Raw genomic sequence first — 17451 nt, forward strand, 5'->3', positions numbered from 1 at the left:
CATCAACAAATATCAATTAAAAAGCAAAAGCATCAGCGTCCAATTGCATTAAAGATTCAGCACCAGTATCAATTATGGCAATGTGCGCATTTACACGCGGCAACAATTTATCAAAGTAAAATTGCGCTGTGCAGATTTTGGCCTGATAAAAAGCTGTGTCATTGCTACCGTGATTTAAGGCATGTTGTGCAGTGGCGGCCATACGTGCCCAATAATAGGCCAAGGTCACATAGCCTGCAAAATACAGATAGTCGAACGCAGCTGCACCAACTTCATCTGGATTTTGTTCAGCACGTTGTGCAATGCTTTTTGTCACTTGGCCTAATTTTTTCATCCAATCGCTTAAAGGCCGAATAAATTCTTGCATGTTGGCTTGATCTTGCTGTGTATCGATAAAGCTTTGCATAACTTCGGCAAAATCTTGCAGCAATTTACCTTTTGAACCTAAGACTTTACGACCAAGTAAATCAATGGCTTGAATTTCGGTAGTGCCTTCATATAAGCAAGCAATACGGGTATCACGTACAATTTGTTCCATGCCATGCTCGGCAATAAAACCGTGTCCACCAAAGACTTGTACGCCTTTATTGGCAGCTTCATAACCAGTTTCGGTTAAGAAAGCTTTGGCAATTGGCGTAAGGAGCGACAAAATATGATCGGCTTTTTCACGTGTGGCGGCATCTGGTGATTTTTCCACTAAATCAGCATATTGCGCTAAGTCATAAATTAAAGCACGCCCACCTTCAGCAAAGGCTTTTTGAGTGAGCAGCATTTGACGCACAGCAGGATGTACAATAATCGGGTCAGCGTCTTGATCTGGTGCTTTAATGCCTGAAAGTGAGCGCATGGCTAAACGCTCTTTGGCATAACGTAGCGCACCTTGGAAAGAACCTTCGGCTGCGGCTAAGCCTTGCACAGCAGTGCCAATACGTGCGGTGTTCATAAAGGTAAACATACAGTTTAAACCACGATGCTCAGGACCAATTAAATAGCCTTTTGCTGCATCAAAATTGATCACACAAGTGGCATTACCATGAATCCCCATTTTATGTTCAATTGAGCCACAACGCACGCCATTCGCTTGACCTTCTATGAGTTTCGGCACAATGAATAAGGATATACCTTTGGTGCCTTGAGGTGCATTAGGTAAGCGTGCTAATACAATATGAATGATGTTGTCAGACATATCGTGTTCACCGGCTGAAATAAATATTTTCTCACCACTGATGGCATAGCTGCCATCTGCATTGGGTTCAGCCTTAGTACGAATAATGCCTAAATCTGAGCCTGCATGTGATTCAGTCAGACACATGGTACCTGTCCATTCACCAGAAACGAGTTTGGGTAAGTAGGTGGCTTTTTGTTGCTCAGAACCGTGGTGTTCTAAAGTGCGTACTGCGCCGTGAGAGAGTCCCGGATACATGCTCCACGCCCAATTGGCAGTACCGACCATCTCTGAAATGGTAATGCCTAATGAATTGGGTAAGCCTTGACCGCCATATTCAGGATCAGCCGCTAAAGAGGGAAAACCAAGCTCGATATATTTTTGATAAGCAGCTTTAAAGCCAGTTGGGGTGCTTACCACACCATCGCTCCATGTGCACCCTTCACGATCACCCACTGAGTTTAAAGGTGACAACTCATGCTCACAAAAGTCTGCGGCAGCTTGTAAATACTGATCAATCAGTTCTTTTGTGACCATATCTTCAAAGGCAGGTAACGCAGCATAATGCTGCTCGGCATTTAAGACCTCATGCAGGACAAATTGCATATCACGTAATGGTGCTTGATAGTGTGGCATGTGCTGCTCTCCCTCGTGTAGGTACAAAAAATGTCCCACTTTTTTATGTTGGATGAATAATTTTATGTTGTTGGTTTTATATACTAAGACGCAAAAAATCAGCTAGTCGAATTCATGACTGAAAAGTCAAAGAAAAATATTGGCGCGCAATGTGTGCTTGATTCATCAAAATTCTAAGTCAATTTAAATCGATATATAGGCCATTTTAGTGACAGTTGTGTTAAATCAAAAAAGACGCCATTAAGGCGTCTTTCAAGCAATCAAAATTTAAGCGGCTTGTTGTGGCTTAAACTTTAATACACATTGACCGCTGATACTTTTTTCAGCAAATTTAAGTTCAACATTTTGCCCCACAGTTTTGCCTTGACATGCCGTTTGAATGGCTTGCTGTTGGGCTAAACGTAAATCAAATTGCTTGACCATTTCAGCACGTTTGGTATCTGTGAGTACACCTGTCACTGGTGCAGCAGGTCGCGTCATTTTATAGTTTGATTTTAAGTTTTGGTCACGTTTTGGCATAAACACCATTTCACATTGACCTTGTAAGGTACGTTTGCCCAAAGCAACTTCTACCTTATCGCCAGCGGCTTTGCCTTGACAGGCTTTTGCCATCGCATGTTGCATCCCACGTTGGGCATGATGTTTACCCATACGCTCGTGTTGATGTTTCATCATACGTTCAGGTTTTGGTTTTTGTACAGTGCTTTGTGATTGACAAGCAGTTAATACGAGTGCACTAACCACGACACCGCTGGCAATTAAGATTTTTTTCATGCTGATTTCCCCTAAAAATACAGTTTTATCTTGTGATAAAGATTAAATAATAAAGATGAAGAAACAATGGAGAGTTTTTTGTGATGCTGTTGGTTACAATAACTTTGCCCCGATTTTTGAGAGCATGCTGTGAACATTCTTCGCGTTCCCATCGCCTTACGCCTATTTTTAACTGTTTTATTGGCTTCATTGTTAATTACCACAGTGAGCCTTGGCGTATTGCATTGGACCATGCAAAAAAACTTTGCCAAATATGTCGCCGACGTTGAAATGCAAAAGCTGGATTTATTGGTCAGCAATCTAAGTGATGTCTATAGTATGCATCACGATTGGGGCAATGCCATCCAAGCCCAAATTTTGCAAATTGAAGGTGAAGCAGGACCCGATGATTATGACCGTCTGTCGCGTTGGTGGTTACGTCGTCAATATGATATTGCCCAACAGCAACGCTATTTTGAAGAACACACTTTAATGAATGTGGCATCGAGTTTAAAAGAGGATGCTGCCAATCAAGTGATCGATCCTGAGGAATTACGTCGTATTGAACTGAATTTACCTTCCGCGTATGTGCCATTTGAGGGTCTAACTTTTCCGTTAAATATCGGCAGTTTTCGTGCTGAACAACAGCAAAACAATCAGGGCAAAAAACAGTTTATTTCGATGCCTGATCGTCTAGGGTTAGGTACACGTTTAGGGCTGTATGATGCCAAAAAGCAATTTATTGTTGGTGAACCATCACCTGCGCAAACTTCATGGCGTCCAATTTTAGTCAATCAAAAAGTCGTGGGTTACTTGGCCTTAAAACCAGTCCTTGAGCAAGATGATGCTTTAAGTATTAATTTCTTTAGCAATCAAAAACGCTATTTATTTTTAGTGTATGCCTTAGGGTTTTTAGCCAGTTTAATCGTGGCATTGTTATTAGCCACTTATTTTAAAACCCCTATTCAACGCTTGGTGAAGGGTACACGTGAGCTGACTAAAGGCAATTATCAGCATCAAGTGGTGGTCAATCGGAATGATGAATTGGGTGATTTATCAACTCAGCTCAATCAATTGGCGCTGATTTTAGATCAACATGAAACCTCAAGACGTCAATGGGTGGCCGATACATCTCATGAGCTGAAAACACCACTTGCGGTTTTACAGGCACAAATTGAAGCCATGCAAGATGGCATTCGTAAAGCCACACCTGAGCATTTAGATGCGATGTTGCGTCAGGTCAGTAGTTTGAAAAAACTTACCCAAGATTTAGCGGATTTGGCTCAAGCCGATGCACAGCAGCTAAGCGTTTATATGAGTTCGGTCAATCCTTGGCAAGTGATAGAGCAAGAAGTTGAAAACTTTAAACCGAGTTTTGATCAAGCCTATTTAAAGATCACTGCTACAGGCCACGATATTCAACTACAGTTAGATGTGGATCGTTTTAAACAAATTATGGTCAATTTAATTGGCAACAGTTTACGTTATACCGAAGCAGGCGGTGAAGTGCAGATTCATTGCCACGAAAGTGCACAGGATTGGACAGTGTATGTGGACGATACGCCATTTGGCTTAACCGATGCGCAGTTAGTGCGTTTAGGCGAGCGTTTTTATCGTGTTGATGATTCACGTACCCGCTCTACCGGTGGCACGGGCTTAGGTTTGGCACTCTCCAAACAAATTGCACATGCCTTAGGCGGGCAATTAACTTTTGAACATTCACCTTTAGGTGGTTTGCGTTGCAAGCTCACTTTTCCAAAAACATCCCACACACAAGGATAAGCAACATGAAACATATTATGCTGGTAGAAGATGAAGTAGAGTTAGCGCAATTGGTGCGTGACTATTTAGAAGCAGCAGGCTTTGAAGTCAGTATGTTTCATGATGGACAACAAGCCTATGACAGCTTTTTACAACGTAAGCCGCATTTGCTGATTTTAGATTTAATGGTGCCACGTATGGATGGTTTAACCATTTGCCGTAAGGTGCGTGAGCAATCTGATTTACCCATTATTATGACCACAGCCCGCACCGAAGAAATTGACCGTGTTTTGGGTTTAAATATGGGTGCAGATGATTATGTCTGTAAACCATTTAGTCCTAAAGAACTGGTGGCTCGCGTGCAAGCAGTATTACGTCGTTTAGAGCGTAAAGCAGAGCCTGAACAAAATAGCCTATTTCGTATGGACAAAGGCCAACAACGCATTTGGTATCAACAAAAACCGCTGAACTTAACTCCAACTGAGTTTCGTTTATTAGAATTATTTTTAGAGCATGTGGGGCAAGTCTATTCACGTGCGCAGCTACTTGATCATATTAATCCTGACAGTTTTGATGTGGCAGATCGCGTGATTGATAGCCATATTAAAAATCTACGTCGTAAGATTTCTGATGCTGCTGAAACAGGCAACCGTCATGAATGGATTCAGGCAGTCTATGGCGTCGGTTACCGTTTTGAGTATCCCGACAATTAATTAAAGACAAGCGAATCGAGAGATTCGCTTTTTTATTCTTGTGTTATCGGTTTTGATTTAAGATGAACAGCTCACCATGACCTCAGGCACATCACTGGATAATGGAGCTAAGTCTTCAGCACGCTCTAATTCCGGCTGTTTGCGAAATGGTGTACTGAGTAGGTTAAATAGACGATCGACTTCAGAAAAATCATTACCCTCAGCCATCTCAATCGCTTTTTGCGCCATATGGTTACGCAAAATATATTGCGGATTCACTTCGCTCATGCGTTGATCTAAGGCCTCGGTATCTTGATGTTCACGAATATGCTGATAATGGCTTAAGAAACTTTCAAATTGACGACGATCTAAGCAATCATCAATCAGCGCCGTGTAGTCTTGGTTTTGTAAGCGAACAAAACTTTGCGTGTAGTCGAGTTGTTCGCTTTGTAAAATGCGTAAAAATGCCATGGCACAATCAAAGCTGTCTTTATGGAAACTAGGTAAGCCCATTTTTTCACATAGACCTGTTTTGTAATGCGCTAAAAAGCAGGGTTCAAAGTGTTCTAAGCAGGCAACTAAATCATTTTTCCATTGTTCTTTATCGTAGTGGCTAGGGCAAAGTGGCACAAGATTATTGAGCCATGTCCATAAATTCCAATGTCCCATACTCGGTTGATTTTGATAGGTATAACGGCCATGATGGTCTGAATGGTTATTAATCCAATTAGGGCGGAAACGTTCCATAAAACCATATGGGCCAAAATCGAGCGTTGAACCTGTAATATTTAAGTTATCGGTATTCATCACCCCATGCGCAAAGCCCACCAACTGCCACCCGCTAATCATCAAGGCAGTACGTTCAATCACCGCTTTGGCAAAGGCTAAAATTGGCTCTGCCTCATTTAAACATTCAGGATAATGCCATTTGATACATTGTTGCGTAAATTCACCCAATAACTCAGGTTGATACTGATTGATCCACTCAAAATGTCCTAAACGAATATGACAATCTGAAGTACGCAGTAGCATTGCACCACGTTCTAATTTTTCACGTTGTACACCTTGATCGGATGAGGTAAAACCTACTGCATTGCTTGCAGCAATCCCTAAAGCATTTAAGGCATGTCCGGCTAAATATTCACGAATGGTTGAACGCAACACGGCACGGCCATCGCCCATGCGTGAGTAGGGGGTTAAACCTGCACCTTTTAAGTGTAAATCTATGGTTTTTCCATCTCGATCAATAATTTGAGCAATCAATAAGCCACGTCCATCGCCCAATTGACCTGCCCATTGTCCAAATTGATGACCCGCATACACCATCGCCAATGGGTTAAATTCGCTAAAGGTTTTTTGCCCACTACAAATTGCCACCCAATCGTTTTTATCTTGTGCTGACCAATTGAGCTGTTCGGCTAAAGCGGCATTAAAATGACCTGCTTTAGCGCCATGTAAAGGCACAGGCTGTTGATGATGATAAAGCTTAGGATTTAATGTCGGGTAGCGAACTTGAAACTGCATAGACCAAAGACTCAAATATTTTAAGCTTCACTATAGCAAACAAAAGCCCCGATTTTGGGGCTTTATGGTTTAAGCAGCGCTATTCTTTTTTAAGCTACGCATCAGGCGATTGAGCGCCTCACGATGCTGTACTAAGCGTTGTTCCACCTGATGAAACTCGGCTTTGAGTTTGTCATCCATTTGATGGATTTTTTCAGCAACCGCAAGCTTTTTATGTTGGATTTCTTGCTCTTTAAGCTTGGTCCAATCATTTAAGGTTTGACTAAACGCATCATATTCTTGAGCAAGACGTTGTTTGGCTTGAGCAATATCTTCAGTCATATTATGACCATAGACTGCTAAATCTTGTTCTGCATATTTAAACTTCATGGCCAATTCAGCTTTTTTAATATTAAAGCTTGGAATACGACGTAAATTTTTAGCTAAACCTAACTTAGAACAGCTCCAAATCAGCCATTTGGTTGGGTCGTATTGCCACCATTTCACTCCATTACGGTAGTCGTACTGGAAAATATGGTGATAGTTATGATAACCCTCACCCCATGTCGCAATCGCCAACCAAAAGTTATCACGTGCAGTGTTTTCGTCGGTATAAGGACGTGAACCCCACATATGACACAATGAGTTAATAAAAAATGTCACATGATGGCTTAAAATTAAGCGCACTAAACCACCCAATAATACTACGCCCCACACATCACCGACTGCCCAACCCAGTGGCAATAAAATGGCAGCATGCACTGCAATCACTAAAGGCACATAGTATTTATGCTGAAACATCACGATTTTATCGTTTTGTAAATCAGGTGCATTTTTATAGTTGGGTTCTGCGGCAGGATAATCGCGTAGCATCCAACCTAAATGGGCATACCAAAAACCATTGTTAATGGAATATGGGTCTTTTTCGACGTCATCGACGTGACGGTGATGGGTACGGTGACCTGAACCCCAATATAAAATACTATTTTGTACCGCAAAGGTTCCCATCAGCATTAAAATAATTTTTAATGGTGTAGTCGCTTCATAAGCACGATGTGCCCATAAACGGTGATAACCTGCTGTAATGCCTAAACTGCTGACCCCTAACAACACAAACATACTGATCCAAGCGGCAAGGCTAAAATCATGGTTCATGGCGTATAAAGGAATGGCAATAACAGCAACAATCGGTAAAAAAACTAAAGCAAAAACGGCAACCCAGTTAATCGGGGCTTGGGGTAGGGGAGGATTCATCTCCAACAACGCTCCTAGGACCAGCGGTTCACCCAAATAGGTGTATATATCAGGCATATTAACATGAGCAAATACGCCGACTCTAGTATTATTATACGATCGTATTGTAGGAAACAGTAACAGAAAATCAATCTAATTTTTTTGAATAAAAACAATAGTATAAAAGGGAAGCGTATATGATTTATCTATCACTTCAAGCGTATGTGAAACTATTTAAAATCAGTTTGTTAGGTGCATGCATAGTGCCACTGGTGGCTTGTCAAACGACGTCTCAACGCAGTGTAAGCTCTCAAGATTTAAGCCGCCAAGAGCGACCATTAAAGCTCAGTGTAAGTCAAGATGGGCTGCAAGATATGACTTGGCAGATTACCCATATTGCAGGACAAGCAGCGCGTAGTTACCGCCAAATGCCAACTTTAAAATTAAACTCACAAGGACAACGTCTGGAAGGTCATACAGGCTGTAATGTCATGCAAGGGCGCTATAGCTTAAATCACAGCCAAAAGAGCTTAACTTTAGATGCCAAAGCGGGTCATCAAAGTTGTGATCAGGCCTTGGCACAAGAAGCAGAACTTGCCCAAGCCTTAGCACGCGTGGCACGTTATCAACTGAGCAATCGGCAATTAATTTTGCTTGATCAAGCTGGACGTTCGCTAGTTGTAGCTAAAAAGTAAGCCACTTCAGCCCTGCACTCAGGGCTTTTTTATAGATGCTGTAACATGCGTGCAGGATAGTCGGTAATTAAGCCTTGTACGCCTAAATCACGTAAATATTTGGCACGCTCAATCTCATTGACTGTCCATACACTAATGCTTAATTGTGCCTGTTGCGTGGCGTGAATTAGGTCATCGGTTGCCAATTCATCCATCCAACCAATCTGACAACAACCCAACTCAAGCGCATCTTGAATGGCTTGTTCGCCGCGCGCGTCTTCAATTAATAAACCACGTTTAAAGGTTGAATGTTGTTGCTGTAAAGCTTGATGAATTTTGTGATCAAAACTGGTGATCATGGCGCAGTGTTCAAAGCCTTGTAATTGCTGTTGCAGAGTTTGGGTGATTTGCCATGCTGTGTCGGCACACTCCACCGCTTTGACTTCAACCTCAATATGCTCAAAGTTATCAATCACATCTAAGGTTTGTTGAAGTAAGGGCGTAGGTTCAAACTGATTCCATGAGGACCATGTCACAGCATGATTATAAGGCGCTAAATCTTGGCGACTACACTCATACAGGTATTTGTGTTGTCCTGTGGTACGGAGCATTTGATCATCATGCATGACAATTAGAGCTTGATCTTTAAGTTGGCGCACGTCAAATTCGACCGCACGTAAACCTAAGTCTTGAATATATTGAAAACCACCAAGGGTATTTTCAGGCGCTTCGCCACGCGCACCGCGATGACCAATTATGCGCATAACAAGTCTCTTACACAAAAGCACAACATCATTGTCAGAAAATAAGGTGACAAAAAGATGACGCCATTTTGCACCGATCATCCTCAATTGCAAGAATGATCGGATAAGCTGTTTTGCAGTTGAATGCTTAGATGGTGTCGTTAATATTTTTTTGCCATAATACTTCATTGCCACCGCTTTGTAGTTGCAGGGTACGAGATGCCACAAATAACCAATCGGATAAACGATTGAGCAATTGTAAGGATGGTGCTTGAATATTTTGATCGCGGTTATGTACGGCCATTAAGCGACGCTCGGCACGGCGGCAGACACTACGGGCTTGATGTGCAAAACTACAGGCTAAACTGCCCGCAGGTAAAATGAAATCTTTAAGCATCGGTAATGCTTCGTTCATTTCATCAATGTCATTTTCTAAATATTCAATTGCTACAGGCTGTACTAAATTGAAGTTTGGAATACAGACTTCACCGCCTAAATCAAATAACCAGTGTTGAATTAAGCTTAACGATTTATCCCACTTGGTTTTGTGTTCCGCGCTTAAATCACTCAGGGTAATTTGGGCACGTAACAAGCCAATACTCGAGTTGAGCTCATCTACATCACCCAGTGCTTCAATGCGTAAATCATCTTTGGCAACGCGTGAGCCATCACCTAAACCTGTGGTACCTGCATCGCCGGTACGGGTATAAATTTTACTTAAACGGTGTCCCATCACAATTCCTTGGTGTGTAAATCTTGAATATAAAAAAGAATCATGCCATAGCCATGACATGATTCTCAAAAGTATTTATTTAAAATGTGCTTGGCTTAGTATTTTACAGTCATACCAATAGAAGCTAAGCGACCGCTGGCAATATAATAAGACGTGGCATCATTCACTGCAGTTTTGTAGTGGGTGTCACCGACATTACGAATATTCACAAAGGTTTTTAAATGAGGATTGACTTGCCAATAGGCATTCATGTCAATCGCTGCATAGCCCGGAACATCGAGACTATCTTGAGCTTTGCCTTTGGCCACTAAAGATGTAGATGCACCATAGTGACCATTATCCCAACCCAAGCTTAGATTGAAATTTTGGCGTGGGCGATTTGGCAAATCTTTATCTTCATCATCATTTTTGGCTTGAATATAGGCATATTCAGCGTTGGCATAGAAGTCATTTTGTGTCCATTTTAAACCCAGTTCGGCACCATTAAAGGTTGCACTGCCCATGTTTTCAAATACCCAATTGGTTAATGCACCTGAAACCATGACATTGTCGACTTGGGTGTGAAAAGCAGAACCGTATAAGCTTACTGATGGATTGATCAAATGATCAAAACCAATCTCATAAGATACACTTTCTTCTGGTTTTAGGTCAGGATTACCACCCCACCAAACGGGTTCGCTAATAATCTGTCCCACAACAGGGGCGCGAAATGCTGTACCAACATTGGCATAAATACTCGATGCAGGACTCAACTGATAGCGAGCAGCAACTTGTCCCACAGTATGGGTGCCAAATTGCTGATTATCTTCAACGCGAACACCTGCTTGAGTGCTGATGACATCATTTTGATATTGGTGCTGTACATAATAGCCCGTGCTGTCGTTGTCATCTTTAAAGGTATTGACACTTTCAGCTTTGGTTTTGTTGTAATGCACGCCTGCAAGTAGTTTATGTGCAGAATTGATTTGCCATTGAATATTAGAATCAAGTTCTTCTTGTTCAGTGATCACAGTAGATGGGTAATCACTTTGTACAACTGCGTATTCATCTTCAAATTTGGATAGACGTGTTTCCCAGACTAAATTTGGATTGAGCTTGAGATTGCCTTTGAGGTTGTAAAGGCGATTGGTAAAATCATAAGCCTGTGCTGCACCATAAGAGAAATAGTCGCCGTGACCTTCATTTTCTTTAAATTCAGCGGACAATCCAAAGTTGTCTTGATCAACGCCTAGCTTCGCTGAGTAGCCTTTTTGATCGAAACCTGCTTTTTTTGCTTGGTTACTAATAATTTGCTCACCATCTGTTTCTAGGCGTTGTCCACGAATTTGGGCGTAATAGCCATTTTCAGCAGCATCAACTCCCACAATTGATTTATAGGTGCTATTTTCACCCAGCTCGATACTGGTAAATGCACCATGTGTTGTGGGTGTCTGTGAAATCAGTTGAATGACACCACCAATCGCATCAGTACCATACTGTACCGATGCAGGACCTTTTAGAATTTCAATTTGCTTAATGTCTGCACTATCAATTAAATGTAAATTGGTACCTGCAACAGTTGCTGTATTAGAGCGCATACCATCTTGTAAAATTAAGGTGTGCGCGGCATTGCTACCACGTAAAAAAACTGAAGCTTGTTGACCGTAGCCACCAAGTTGCTTAACTGATAGTCCGGCTTGTTGGGTTAAAAGTGAAGGTAAATCAGCAATAGGTGATTGTTGAATGGTTTTTTCATCAATCACATTTAAACGTGCAGGTACATCTTTAAGATTTTGTTCACTACGTGAGGCAGTGACCACAATAGTATCTAAAGCAGTTGTTGCAGTCGTGGGTTGATTGGCATAAGCAGTGGATGTACTACCCAACGCAAGCGCGATTGCACCTACTAAGGCAGTAGGTTGAAAAGAAATTGACATGATAAATGCTCCATACATTCACTTCCCCGTGAATGATTGAGTGATAGAACGCAGTAAGCAGGTATCCGGACTTAAATGTAGTAGATCAATCTACTTGCCTATTCACCTTCCCACATAAAATATGCAGTGGCGTAAATCAATTGGATTTAAATAGATAGGCGTTTCATTTTTTACCGTTGCGGGGGCAGTGCTGGATTTACACCAGCTTCCCTAAAGCTTAAGCTTGGACTTACTGCAAGTTGTGCGCAGTATAAAGTTAGCCTATCAATTAAACAATCAACCCACAGAATAATCGGTATGAACTTTACGCAACATCAAAAAATTGCTTTACAATGCCATTCTTTAGAATTTATAGATTGGCTATAAATCAGGATGAGTTAGCCAGAACAATATATGCGAACGCGTGCCAAAATCTGTGGAATTACCCGATGCCAAGACATCCAAGCTGTGGTTGACAGCGGTGCCGATGCGATTGGTTTGGTGTTTTATCCACCCAGTCCTCGAAGCGTCACGATTGCCCAAGCGGTTGAATTGGCTCAAGCCACGCCCGCTTATGTGCAATTGGTGGGTTTGTTTGTAAATAGCTCGCTTGAAGAAATTCAAGCCACTTTACAAGCAGTGCCTTTAGATGTTTTACAGTTTCATGGTGATGAAAGCCCAGAACATTGCCAAGCCATAGCCAAAGCCACAGGGCGACGTTGGTATAAAGCCATTCAAGTTAAAGCTGATATGGATCTTGCCGCTGTGGTGCAGCGTTACCAAGCTTGTGGTGCCAGTGCCATGTTACTTGATGCATGGCATCCGACCTTAAAAGGTGGTACAGGCCATGCATTTGACTGGACAAAATTCCCAAAACTCGATATTCCTTTAATCTTGGCAGGAGGTCTAACTCCTGACAATGTTACACACGCTATTGAAATCACCCGCGCTTATGCGGTGGATGTCAGCGGAGGCGTAGAGTCCGCAAAAGGTATTAAAGACCGACAACTCATTGAACACTTTATGCAAGGAGTCCATCGTGGATCAGCAAAATAATGTGATTGACTATACCCAATTCCCCGATGCGCGTGGGCATTTCGGTATCCATGGCGGACGTTTTGTGTCAGAAACTTTAATGGCAGCATTACAGGATTTAGAGCAACTCTATTTCCGTATGAAAGATGATGCACAGTTTTTGGCAGAATTCGACCGTGATCTCGCCTACTATGTAGGTCGTCCTAGTCCTTTATATTATGCTGAGCGATGGTCGAAGCACCTTGGTGGTGCGCAGATTTACCTCAAACGTGAAGACTTAAACCATACCGGTTCACATAAAGTGAATAACACCATTGGTCAGGCTTTATTGGCAAAATTGTCGGGTAAAAAGCGTATTATTGCTGAAACCGGTGCAGGTCAGCATGGTGTAGCAACGGCAACCATTGCAGCACGTTTAGGCTTAGAATGTGTGGTGTATATGGGCGCAGATGACGTGAAACGTCAAGCCATGAACGTATATCGTATGCGTTTATTGGGTGCGACAGTTGTACCGGTAGAAAGTGGCTCAAAAACCTTAAAAGATGCCATGAACGAAGCGATGCGCGATTGGGTGACCAATGTTGATAGCACCTATTATGTGATTGGTACGGTGGCAGGTCCACATCCATATCCGCAATTGGTACGTGATTTCCAATCCATTATTGGTCGTGAAGCACGTCGTCAAATTCAAGAACAAGCTGGTCGTTTACCTGATGCACTGGTGGCTTGTGTGGGCGGTGGTTCAAATGCCATGGGCTTATTCTATCCATTCTTAAATGACCAAGATGTCAAAATGTATGGGGTAGAAGCGGCAGGTCATGGTATTGAAACTGGTAAACACTCAGCACCTTTAAATGCAGGTCACGTGGGTGTACTACACGGTAACCGTACGTATTTAATGTCAGATGCTCAAGGTCAGATCATTGAAACGCATTCAATTTCAGCTGGTTTGGATTATCCGGGTGTAGGTCCTGAGCATAGCTTCTTAAAGGATATGCAACGTGTTGAATATATGCCAATTACTGACACGGAAGCATTACAAGGCTTCCGTGATTTAACCCAAATTGAAGGCATTATTCCGGCACTTGAAAGCTCACATGCCATGGCCTATGTCACTAAACTTGCGCCAACCATGTCTAAAGATCAAATTATCATTGCCAACGTATCAGGTCGTGGTGATAAAGATTTAATGACTGTGGCACGCATTGATGGCGTAGAAATGGTGGAGATGTAGCATCCTCAACGCCTTCTTATGATTGAGGGGTTAGGATTGTAATAGAAAGTCGCATTCAAGATATTGGGTGCGATTTTTTATTTATAAAAATAAAGTCTTAAAAAAGAGACGTGTTTGGGCGACAGTTGCCTTTTGGCTCGGTATGATAAGAAGTCTTTGATTGCCATGGATGGAATCTATGCCCAGTTTATTTATTGTGATGCTCGGTGGTCGGCATGCACGTGCCAATACCGAAGTACATGATGTGGTGTTGGCGTTGGGTGAAAATCTACAAGAGACTTACCCACAGTTAAAACAAGCATGGTTTGGTGAACAAAAAGGTTTACATATTGATGCATGGGCGCAAATTCATGGTGTGGTGTTTGACGATAAACACTATCAAATACAATTCACCGATGCAGCACCTAAGCAAAGCGACGCTAAACTGTATTTAATTAATTTAGGCGGTTATAGCGCTCAAGAATTTGGTGAATTACATCGTTATATATTGGTGGTGGCACAAAATGCCATGGTGGCCAAGCAACGTGGCAAACAATATTTTGCACAACATTGGCAAAAACAACATACCGATCGGGTCTTAGATGTCGATGATTGCTTAGCCATCGATCACGTATATGGACGTTATGTGCAACTTGTTGAAGGTGAATTTAGCAGAAATCACTGGGAAAACACCTATTTAAGCTTGGATTAAGCTGTAATGTTGGTATTTGTGGCAAAAGGCAATCGGTTATTTGGGTCGTAAAATTGACATCAAACGCTATGCAGTTGAAATTTTATAGGCATAATACAGACCAAGATCAGCGGTCTTTAAGTGAGTGGGGAAAATGGATCTAATTCAGTCCAATGGACAGCCGCAGTATGGCCGTTTTAACGCGATTCCCACTCGGATCGACTATCAAGCAGTGCAATATAAAACAGAGCAAGGCGTTGAATTACTCGGTTGGCGTAAGCGTTTAAAATATAAAAAATTTAAATTTTGTAGTATTCAGCATCAGCATTATAGTATTGGCATTGCCATTGCCGATTTGGCATGGGCAGGTTATGGACTGATTTATGTCTATGATCATCAAAGCGGTGAAGTACTTGAATGGCAAGGCTCTACCTTGTTGGCACGCAACACGCAACTTGATGAACAACCCTTATTTAATCAAAGCCATTTTCATAAATCACCATTTGAGTTGACTATTGATCATGCCAATGGCGTGCGTTATATCCGTGTTAGCAAATATGGTGAAATTAAACTAAGCGCACGTATTTTTTGCGCAGGGACTGATCCCTTGAGTACTTGTCATGCTGTGGGGCAACATGGCTGGTTATATACCCAAAAGCTGACGACTTTAGGCTGTGAAGGTTATTTTTTGGATAAACAGTCCAAAGCGATTCAATTTAATGCCAAAACCTTTGCCAGTTTAGATGACACCTGTGGCTTTTTTAAAGCTGAAACCACATGGTTTTGGTTAAGCTGTAATTTTTGGTGGCAAGGCCAGCATCGGGTCGGTTTAAGCTTAAGCCAAGGCGAGCATGCCAGTACTGACAACAGTCTATGGTTAGATGGTGTGCTCTATCCTTTGGGCGAGGTGATATTTCAGCAGCTAGATGATGGTGCTTGGCAAGTACGTAGTCAAGATACAGGTATAGAGCTACGCATTGAAAATACATGGTCACGCTCAGAAAAAGTTAATTTCCGTTTTAGCAGTAGTCAATTTAAACAATGGCAAAGCAAAATCAGTGGGCAAATTACAATCAATCAGCGCATGATTACTTTAAATGTCGAATATGGCATTTTTGAGCAACATGCGCGTAAACTTTAAAGCCAAAAAAGCGACCCGAAGGTCGCTTTTTTTAAGCTGTTTTTAAACGTGGATAACGTAGCACAATGGCGATGCTTGCAAAAATCGCCAACACCCAGCAATAATACACACTACTAATCAATTCCACCGGGGACATCTTGGCAATTGAGCAGGCCAATAAAAGTTGTGCACCATAAGGAATTAAACCTTGAATCACACATGAAAAAATGTCCATTAAGGCTGCGGCACGTTTTGGGTCAACCCCATATTCTTTAGCCACTTCACGTGCCATATCGCCAGATAAAATAATCGCAACAGTATTGTTGGCGACAAATAAATTGGCAAACACCACCAACAAACTAATCCCAATTTCACCGGCACGTTGACGTCCGACTTTAAAAGCACTAGTCAGTTGATAAATGCGTTCAATCAGCCATTGTAAGCCACCTTCACGTTGCATCAGCGCTGATAAGCCGCCTAAAAACATCGATAACAAGGCCACTTCAAACATCCCGACAAAACCGTCGTAGGCAGCATTGTTAATTTTAAAGATATCTAAATCAGGTTGGATCAACAAACCCATCAACGCAGACAGCAATACACCAATCGTGAGTACAGCCAACACATGCAAACGGCTAAAAGCTAAAGCAAATACTGCCACATAAGGCACAATTAACCATGCATTAAAGTCTTTATATTCAAGTGCATTAGACGATTGACTTAAGAAAAAGTAAATCAGCATAGTCGCCAAGGCTGCAGGCACAGCAATCCATACATTGACCCGAAACTTATCGCGAAGTTGCACTTTTTGGCTGGTGGTGGCCGCAATGGTGGTGTCTGAAATCATGGATAAATTATCCCCAAACATCGCTCCGCCAACCACAGCACCAATGGCATAAACTGCCGCAATGTCGATGGCTTGTGAAAAACCAAAAGCAATTGGCGCACAAGCGGCAATGGTTCCCATTGAGGTGCCCATCGCGGTGGCAATAAATGCAGCAATTAAAAATAGCATAGGTAACACAAAGCTGGGCGGAATCATCGACAAGCCCAATTGTACTGTGGCGTCTACGCTACCAATGGCACTACTGACGCTGGCAAAGGCTCCTGCCAACATAAACACCATAAACATTAAAATTAAATTGGGATGGCTGGCGCCTTTGAGTAAGGTTTCAATCCCTTCATTAATGGGACCGCGATATAACAACACAGCCAAAATTAACGCAGGAATAGCAGCAACGGGTGCTTTCATTTGGTAGAAGGCAAATTCAGAGCCAATGAGGCTGTGATAAATGCCACTACCTAAAAAAATGGCTAAAAAAACAATAAGTGGTAACAGTGCCAACATACGTGCTGGCACTGCCGAGATGGTTTGGGAGGTCATAGGGAGATAAAAAAATATACAAGAATATGCCTAGTATAAAACAGCTTTTGCTATTTGCTGCAAATTTAAATGTAAATGCTAACTTGGCTTTTTATATGAGATTTTTATAAATTCGGCCCAGTTGATTGAAATCAAGGCAATTTTTTAAAAGCTAAAATTAGGCATCTTTGATCATTGAGAAAAAAAAGCAAATATTAGTAAATGTAGCACATAGGTTTGT

At 42.0% G+C, this 17451-nt stretch carries 15 protein-coding genes and 1 riboswitch; of the genes, 7 read left to right on the plus strand and 8 right to left on the minus strand.

The features are described from left to right. Positions 1-16: 16 nt before the first annotated feature. Both Q0Z55_RS03255 and Q0Z55_RS03260 read right to left on the minus strand, forming a co-directional pair. Positions 17-1801 (minus strand): acyl-CoA dehydrogenase C-terminal domain-containing protein, encoded by a 1785-nt coding sequence (locus tag Q0Z55_RS03255; protein ID WP_297424082.1) that lies wholly within the window; start codon positions 1799-1801, stop codon positions 17-19. Between the two features lie 267 nt (positions 1802-2068). After that, a complete protein-coding gene (locus Q0Z55_RS03260) occupies positions 2069-2575 on the minus strand; it encodes a hypothetical protein (RefSeq protein WP_297424084.1) in 507 nt (168 codons plus the stop codon). A gap of 129 nt (positions 2576-2704) precedes the next feature. On the opposite strand from Q0Z55_RS03260, the gene baeS reads away from it, so the two are divergent. Both baeS and Q0Z55_RS03270 read left to right on the plus strand, forming a co-directional pair. Continuing rightward, positions 2705-4336: a sensor histidine kinase efflux regulator BaeS gene (baeS, locus tag Q0Z55_RS03265; protein ID WP_297424086.1), complete on the plus strand. Its 1632-nt coding sequence runs from the start codon at positions 2705-2707 to the stop codon at positions 4334-4336. Positions 4337-4341: 5 nt separating this feature from the next. Then, positions 4342-5028 (plus strand): response regulator, encoded by a 687-nt coding sequence (locus Q0Z55_RS03270; RefSeq protein ID WP_297424088.1) that lies wholly within the window; start codon positions 4342-4344, stop codon positions 5026-5028. A 57-nt stretch (positions 5029-5085) separates the two neighbouring features. Here the strand turns inward: Q0Z55_RS03270 and Q0Z55_RS03275 are convergent, their stop codons facing one another. Both Q0Z55_RS03275 and Q0Z55_RS03280 read right to left on the minus strand, forming a co-directional pair. Beyond that, complete coding sequence (locus Q0Z55_RS03275) at positions 5086-6531, minus strand: protein adenylyltransferase SelO family protein (protein ID WP_297424090.1); 1446 nt, start codon at positions 6529-6531, stop codon at positions 5086-5088. 69 nt (positions 6532-6600) lie between these two features. Continuing rightward, complete coding sequence (locus Q0Z55_RS03280) at positions 6601-7764, minus strand: acyl-CoA desaturase (protein ID WP_297424092.1); 1164 nt, start codon at positions 7762-7764, stop codon at positions 6601-6603. A gap of 176 nt (positions 7765-7940) precedes the next feature. Here Q0Z55_RS03280 and Q0Z55_RS03285 point away from each other — a divergent pair, with 176 nt between their 5' ends. Continuing rightward, a complete protein-coding gene (locus tag Q0Z55_RS03285; protein WP_297424094.1) occupies positions 7941-8438 on the plus strand; it encodes an META domain-containing protein in 498 nt (165 codons plus the stop codon). 29 nt (positions 8439-8467) lie between these two features. Here Q0Z55_RS03285 and Q0Z55_RS03290 read toward each other — a convergent pair whose 3' ends face one another. The 3 genes from Q0Z55_RS03290 to Q0Z55_RS03300 all read right to left on the minus strand — a co-directional run bounded on the left by Q0Z55_RS03290 (position 8468) and on the right by Q0Z55_RS03300 (position 11809). Next, positions 8468-9181, minus strand: a complete 714-nt coding sequence (locus Q0Z55_RS03290; RefSeq protein WP_297424096.1) for a glycerophosphodiester phosphodiesterase — start codon at positions 9179-9181, stop codon at positions 8468-8470. A 127-nt stretch (positions 9182-9308) separates the two neighbouring features. After that, on the minus strand, positions 9309-9893 hold the full coding sequence (locus Q0Z55_RS03295; RefSeq protein WP_297424099.1) for a cob(I)yrinic acid a,c-diamide adenosyltransferase: 585 nt from the start codon (positions 9891-9893) through the stop codon (positions 9309-9311). 95 nt (positions 9894-9988) lie between these two features. Continuing rightward, the gene (locus Q0Z55_RS03300) at positions 9989-11809 is read right to left on the minus strand and encodes a TonB-dependent receptor (protein WP_297424102.1); all 1821 of its coding nucleotides are present in this window, start codon (positions 11807-11809) and stop codon (positions 9989-9991) included. 38 nt (positions 11810-11847) lie between these two features. Next, positions 11848-12057, minus strand: a riboswitch (cobalamin riboswitch). 145 nt (positions 12058-12202) lie between these two features. Here Q0Z55_RS03300 and Q0Z55_RS03305 point away from each other — a divergent pair. From Q0Z55_RS03305 to Q0Z55_RS03320, 4 genes are all read left to right on the plus strand, one after another. Then, entirely contained in the window at positions 12203-12844 is a 642-nt protein-coding gene (locus tag Q0Z55_RS03305) for a phosphoribosylanthranilate isomerase (protein ID WP_297424104.1), read from the plus strand. Next, a complete protein-coding gene (gene trpB / locus Q0Z55_RS03310) occupies positions 12828-14057 on the plus strand; it encodes a tryptophan synthase subunit beta (protein ID WP_297424107.1) in 1230 nt (409 codons plus the stop codon). The genes Q0Z55_RS03305 and trpB overlap by 17 nt, the downstream gene beginning before the upstream one ends. Before the next feature lie 178 nt (positions 14058-14235). Next, on the plus strand, positions 14236-14748 hold the full coding sequence (locus tag Q0Z55_RS03315) for a DUF1543 domain-containing protein (protein WP_297424110.1): 513 nt from the start codon (positions 14236-14238) through the stop codon (positions 14746-14748). A 133-nt stretch (positions 14749-14881) separates the two neighbouring features. After that, on the plus strand, positions 14882-15868 hold the full coding sequence (locus tag Q0Z55_RS03320) for a DUF2804 domain-containing protein (protein ID WP_297424113.1): 987 nt from the start codon (positions 14882-14884) through the stop codon (positions 15866-15868). 31 nt (positions 15869-15899) lie between these two features. On the opposite strand, the gene Q0Z55_RS03325 is transcribed toward Q0Z55_RS03320, so the two are convergent. After that, on the minus strand, positions 15900-17231 hold the full coding sequence (locus tag Q0Z55_RS03325; RefSeq protein WP_297424116.1) for a Na+/H+ antiporter NhaC family protein: 1332 nt from the start codon (positions 17229-17231) through the stop codon (positions 15900-15902). Positions 17232-17451 lie beyond the last annotated feature (220 nt).

Source organism: uncultured Acinetobacter sp. (assembly GCF_947626835.1).
Taxonomy (GTDB): Bacteria; Pseudomonadota; Gammaproteobacteria; order Pseudomonadales; family Moraxellaceae; genus Acinetobacter.

What these genes read in the sequence shown, in the direction of transcription:
- Q0Z55_RS03255 (WP_297424082.1), bottom strand. Translation starts at nt 1,801, where the DNA reads ATGCCACACTATCAAGCACCATTACGTGATATGCAATTTGTCCTGCAT.
- Q0Z55_RS03260 (WP_297424084.1), bottom strand. Translation starts at nt 2,575, where the DNA reads ATGAAAAAAATCTTAATTGCCAGCGGTGTCGTGGTTAGTGCACTCGTA.
- Q0Z55_RS03270 (WP_297424088.1), top strand. Translation starts at nt 4,342, where the DNA reads ATGAAACATATTATGCTGGTAGAAGATGAAGTAGAGTTAGCGCAATTG.
- Q0Z55_RS03275 (WP_297424090.1), bottom strand. Translation starts at nt 6,531, where the DNA reads ATGCAGTTTCAAGTTCGCTACCCGACATTAAATCCTAAGCTTTATCAT.
- Q0Z55_RS03280 (WP_297424092.1), bottom strand. Translation starts at nt 7,764, where the DNA reads ATGAATCCTCCCCTACCCCAAGCCCCGATTAACTGGGTTGCCGTTTTT.
- Q0Z55_RS03285 (WP_297424094.1), top strand. Translation starts at nt 7,941, where the DNA reads ATGATTTATCTATCACTTCAAGCGTATGTGAAACTATTTAAAATCAGT.
- Q0Z55_RS03290 (WP_297424096.1), bottom strand. Translation starts at nt 9,181, where the DNA reads ATGCGCATAATTGGTCATCGCGGTGCGCGTGGCGAAGCGCCTGAAAAT.
- Q0Z55_RS03295 (WP_297424099.1), bottom strand. Translation starts at nt 9,893, where the DNA reads ATGGGACACCGTTTAAGTAAAATTTATACCCGTACCGGCGATGCAGGT.
- Q0Z55_RS03300 (WP_297424102.1), bottom strand. Translation starts at nt 11,809, where the DNA reads ATGTCAATTTCTTTTCAACCTACTGCCTTAGTAGGTGCAATCGCGCTT.
- Q0Z55_RS03305 (WP_297424104.1), top strand. Translation starts at nt 12,203, where the DNA reads ATGCGAACGCGTGCCAAAATCTGTGGAATTACCCGATGCCAAGACATC.
- Q0Z55_RS03315 (WP_297424110.1), top strand. Translation starts at nt 14,236, where the DNA reads ATGCCCAGTTTATTTATTGTGATGCTCGGTGGTCGGCATGCACGTGCC.
- Q0Z55_RS03320 (WP_297424113.1), top strand. Translation starts at nt 14,882, where the DNA reads ATGGATCTAATTCAGTCCAATGGACAGCCGCAGTATGGCCGTTTTAAC.
- Q0Z55_RS03325 (WP_297424116.1), bottom strand. Translation starts at nt 17,231, where the DNA reads ATGACCTCCCAAACCATCTCGGCAGTGCCAGCACGTATGTTGGCACTG.